Below are 4,448 nucleotides of genomic sequence, written 5' to 3' on the forward strand. Positions count from 1 at the left end.
GTATGCGTCCATTGGTGGGCATGTGCAGACGAGGTTTCGGTCGCCATATGCGTTGTCGACGCGGTTGACGGGGGACCAGTATTTGTCGACGCCCATGGAGCCCGGCGGGAAGCAGGCCTGTTCTCGGGTGTAGGGGCGATCCCAGTCGCCGACCAGATCGCGCACCGTGTGGGGGGCGTTTTTCAGCGGGTTGTTGTCCGCGTCGATCTTGCCGTCGATGATGTCCTGCGCTTCGGCCCGGATGGACAGCATGGCGTCGCAGAAGCGGTCGAGTTCCGCCATGGGTTCCGATTCCGTGGGCTCGACCATCAGGGTGCCGGCCACCGGCCAGGACATGGTGGGCGCGTGGAAGCCTGAATCGACCAGACGCTTGGCGATGTCGTCGACGCTGACATGGGCGGCCTCGTCCAAGGGACGGGTGTCGAGGATGCATTCATGCGCCACCCGGCCCGTTTCCGAAGTGTAGAGGATCGGATAGGCCTCGCTCAGACGCGCGGCGATGTAGTTGGCGTTCAGGATCGCCACTTTCGTGGCCTGGGTCAGACCCGCGCCACCCATCAGCAGCACATAGGCCCAGCTGACCGGCAGAATGGACGGCGAGCCGAAGGGCGCGGCCGAGACCGGGCCGATGGCACTGCCGTATTCCGGGTGGCCGGGCAGATGCTCTTCCAGATGCGCCTTGACGCCGATCGGGCCCATGCCGGGGCCGCCGCCGCCATGCGGGATGCAGAAGGTCTTGTGCAGGTTCAGGTGGCTGACGTCGCCGCCAATGTCACCGGGACGCGACAGGCCGACCATGGCGTTCATGTTGGCACCGTCGATATAGACCTGACCGCCGTGATCATGGGTGATCTGGCAGACCTCCTGCACGGTGGTCTCGAACACGCCATGGGTGGACGGATAGGTGATCATGCAGGCAGCCAGATGATCGCTGTGCTTTTCCGCCTTGGCGCGGAAATCGGCGACATCGATGTTGCCGTTCTCATCCGCCTGCACCGGCACAACCTGATAGCCCACCATCTGCGCCGAGGCCGGGTTGGTGCCATGCGCCGAGGTCGGGATCAGGCAGACATTGCGGTGCGCCTCACCCCGCGATGCATGATAGTTGCGGATGGTCAGCAAGCCCGCATATTCGCCCTGCGCGCCCGAGTTGGGCTGCTGGGAGATCGCGTCATAGCCGGTGATCTGGCACAGCTTGTCGTTCAGATCCGCAATCATCTCGTGATAGCCCTGCGCCTGATCTTCGGGGCAGAACGGGTGCAGGTTACCGAACTCGGGCCAGGTGACCGGGATCATCTCGATCGTGGCGTTCAGCTTCATGGTGCAGGACCCCAGCGGGATCATCGCCCGGTCCAGCGCCAGGTCGCGGTCAGCCAGACGGCGCATATAGCGCGTGATCTCGGCCTCGGCCCGGTTCTGGTGGAAGATCGGGTGGGTCAGATAGGCGCTTTCGCGCAGCGCGTAATCCGGCAGGCGGTAGGCCACGTTCGAGCTGTCATCCTTGCGGTCGATGCCGAAGGCGCCCCAGACGGCCTCGATGGTCTCGGGGCGGGTCTGTTCGTCCAGGCTGATGCCTACTTTGCTGTCGCCCACCTTGCGCAGGTTGACGCCACGGGCCACGGCGGCCTCCATCACGACGTTCTGCAGGTGGCCGACCTCGACCGTGATGGTGTCGAAGAACACTTCCGGTTCCACGGCAAAGCCCGCCTCTTCCAGACCGGCGGCCATGCGCGAGGTCTTGCGATGCACCGATTGCGCGATGGCCTTGATGCCGTCGGGGCCGTGGTACACGGCATACATCGAGGCGATGACCGCCAGCAGCGCCTGCGCTGTGCAGACGTTCGAGTTGGCTTTCTCGCGGCGAATGTGTTGCTCGCGGGTTTGCAGCGACAGGCGGTAGGCCTTGTTGCCGCGGCTGTCGATGCTGACACCGATGATCCGGCCGGGCATCGACCGCTTCAGCTTGTCGGTGGTCGCCATATAAGCGGCGTGCGGGCCACCATAGCCCATTGGCACGCCAAAGCGCTGGGTCGAGCCAATGGCGATATCCGCGCCCATCTCGCCCGGTGACTTCAGCAGCGCCAGCGACAGGATGTCGGCGGCGACGATGGCAATCGCCTTGTGTTCGTGCAGCGCCGCAATCTCGGCGGTGAAGTCGCGCACATGGCCGTGGGTGCCGGGATACTGGAAGATCGCGCCAAAGACGGCACCTGCATCCAGCGCATCGGGGTCGCCGACCTGCACGTCGATGCCCAGCGGCTCAGCCCGGGTTTTGATCACCGCGATGGTCTGCGGGTGGCAGTTGCGGTCGACAAAGAAGGCCGCGTTGTTGGCCTTGGAGCGACCGCCGCGCTTGGCCATCGCCATCGCTTCGGCAGCGGCTGTGGCTTCGTCCAGCAGCGAGGCGTTGGCCACGTCCAGCCCGGTCAGATCGCTGACCATGGTCTGGAAGTTCAACAGCGCCTCAAGCCGGCCCTGGCTGATCTCGGGCTGATACGGCGTATAGGCGGTATACCAGGCAGGGTTTTCCAGGATGTTGCGCAGGATCGGTGCTGGCGTGGTGGTGCCGTAATAGCCCTGACCGATCAGCGAAGTCAGAACCTTGTTCTTGCTCGCCACCTCTTTCATGTGGAAAAGCGCATCGCGTTCCGTCATCGCCGGACCCCAGTCCAGCGGCTCTTTCTGCCGGATCGCAGGCGGCACCGTGGCGTCGATCAGCTGGTCCAGCGTCTTGAAGCCGATCACCTTGAGCATGTCGCGCATCTCGGTGGGCGACGGGCCGATGTGGCGGCGGTTGGCGAAGTCATAGGCTTCGTAATCGGTCAGTTTGAAGGCCATTGCAGCGCTCCTGTCGAAAAGGTCAGGTCCGGCGGAGACTGCGGGAGCCTCCGGCGGAGAGTGAGGGCCGTCCCGGAATCTGTCCGGTGGACAGATTCAGGCCCGAACGGGCGGAGCCCCAGGGACAGGGCTCCGACATAGATTTACCCGATGAAGGACTTGTAGCCGGCTTCGTCCATCAGATCCTCAAGCTGCGCGGCATCCGCGATCTTGATCTTGTAGATCCAGGCCTCGCCCTCGGGGTCTTCGTTCAGCGCGCCGGGGTTGTCGGCCAGCGCCTCGTTGACCTCGGTGATCTCGCCATCGACCGGCGCATAAAGCTCGGACGCGGCCTTGACGGATTCGATCACGCCGATCTCGCCGCCTTTTTCGAACTCGTCGCCCGCTTCCTGCTGCTCGACGAAGACCACTTCGCCCAGCTGCTCAGCCGCGTGTTTGGTGATGCCCAGCGTGGCCGTGTCCCCTTCGACGGTCAGCCATTCATGCTCTTCGGAATAATAGGTTGCCATGTTGTCTCTCTCCTGACTTCAACGCTTGTAATTCTGTTTGACGAAGGGCAGCGCCACGATCTGCGCCGGTTGCGCCTTGCCCCGGATGATCAGATTGACCTTCTCGCCCGGCTCACCATGACCCTTGCTCACATAGCCCATCGCAACGGGACCGCCGACCGTGGGGCCAAAGCTGCCCGAGGTGATCTGGCCGATGGTATTGCCCTCGGCACATTGGACTTCGACGCCCTGACGCGCGGGGGCGCGACCGTCGGGCTTGATGCCCACCAGCTTGCGCGCAGGACCCTCGGCCAGTTCCTTTTGTACGCGGTCCGCACCCGGAAAACCGCCTTCTTCCTTACGGCGCTTTTGAATGGCCCAGCCAAGGGACGCCTCAATCGGCGAGGTCGTCTGGTCGATGTCATTGCCATAGAGGCACAGACCCGCCTCCAGCCGCAGGCTGTCGCGCGCGCCCAGACCCGCAGGTTCGCAATCCTCATGCGCCAGAAAGGCCTTGGTGACCTCGATTGCCTTGTCTTCGGGGATCGAGATCTCATACCCGTCCTCGCCGGTATAGCCCAGCCGCGAGATGCGGCATTCGACACCGTTGATATCGGCGACGGTGGTTTCCATGAACTTCAGGTCCCGCGCCGCCGGGCACAGTTCGCCCACGACATCTTCGGCCTTGGGGCCCTGAACCGCCACCAGCGCGCGGTCGAAGATCTCGGTCACTTCAACGCCTTCAAGGTTCGCTTTCATATGCGGAATGTCCTGATGCCGCAGCGCCGCGTTCACCACCACAAAGAAATGATCCCCCGCATTCGACACGATCAGATCATCCATGATCCCGCCGTCTTCGTTCGTGAAGAACCCGTAGCGGGCTTTGCCTTCCTTCAGCGTCGCATAAGCCTGCGGACAGATCGCCTCAAGCTTCGCGCCTACATCCTCACCGCGCAGGATCACCTGACCCATATGCGACACATCAAACACCGCCGCCTTCTCACGACACTGCTTATGCTCACCCATGATCCCCAGCGGATACTGAACAGGCATCTCCCAACCCGCAAAATCAACCAGCTTGCCTCCCAACTCAACATGGAGATCGTAGAGAGGAGTGCGTTT

Annotated in this window: 3 protein-coding genes; all 3 read right to left on the minus strand. The window is 63.2% G+C overall.

Features of this window, described 5'->3' with window-relative positions:
* A partial coding sequence (gene gcvP, locus ACR0AL_RS20905) for an aminomethyl-transferring glycine dehydrogenase (protein WP_170362952.1) occupies window positions 1–2,838 on the minus strand: 2,838 nt, incomplete at its 3' end.
* A gap of 143 nt (window positions 2,839–2,981) precedes the next feature.
* Entirely contained in the window at window positions 2,982–3,347 is a 366-nt protein-coding gene (gcvH, locus tag ACR0AL_RS20910) for a glycine cleavage system protein GcvH (RefSeq protein WP_170352139.1), read from the minus strand.
* An 18-nt stretch (window positions 3,348–3,365) separates the two neighbouring features.
* A partial coding sequence (gcvT, locus tag ACR0AL_RS20915; protein WP_170352138.1) for a glycine cleavage system aminomethyltransferase GcvT occupies window positions 3,366–4,448 on the minus strand: 1,083 nt, incomplete at its 5' end.

This window comes from Ruegeria sp. BB1, from assembly GCF_056539465.1.

What these genes read in the sequence shown, in the direction of transcription:
- gcvH (WP_170352139.1), bottom strand. Translation starts at nt 3,347, where the DNA reads ATGGCAACCTATTATTCCGAAGAGCATGAATGGCTGACCGTCGAAGGG.